Consider the following 518-nt stretch of genomic DNA (forward strand, 5'->3'; position numbering starts at 1 on the left):
TATCCTGATTTATTGTATTAGCCAATGTATCGCTGCACTCAATGAAAACCGCGAGGTTAGTCCAACAATTAGGTTCAGAGCGTATGATCTGCTTACTGCGACCAACCGAGGGACGGATGGTCGTGGTTATGAACAATTAAAAGCTGCCCTAGAGCGACTTAAAGGTACTACAATTACCACCAATATTATCACGGGCGGCAAAGAAGAGTTTGAAGGATTTGGCTTAATAGATCGCTTCAAAATTGTTCGTGAAACTCGTGACGGGCGGATGCAGGAAGTGGAGATTTGTCTCTCTGACTGGGTCTTTAACGCTATAAGATCTCGGGAAGTTCTGACATTGCACCGCGATTATTTCCGCCTCCGAAAACCACTTGAGCGGCGGATTTATGAGCTGACACGCAAACATTGTGGTGCGCAAAAGGAATGGCGAATTGGTTTAAGCAAGTTACAAGCTAAGTGTGGGTCTTCATCGACAGAAAAGGAATTTCGACGTCTTGTCTCGAATATCGCAAAGCAAG

Annotated in this window: 1 protein-coding gene; it reads left to right on the plus strand. The window is 45.0% G+C overall.

Annotation, left to right across the window (positions count from 1 at the left end; all coding sequences use genetic code 11):
• Positions 1–518: replication initiator protein A (locus HBA93_RS18225; RefSeq protein WP_221724240.1), on the plus strand; the 518-nt coding region annotated here is incomplete at both ends.

Origin of the sequence: Ochrobactrum sp. SFR4 (assembly GCF_019730395.1) — a bacterium.
Lineage (GTDB): Bacteria > Pseudomonadota > Alphaproteobacteria > Rhizobiales > Rhizobiaceae > Pseudochrobactrum.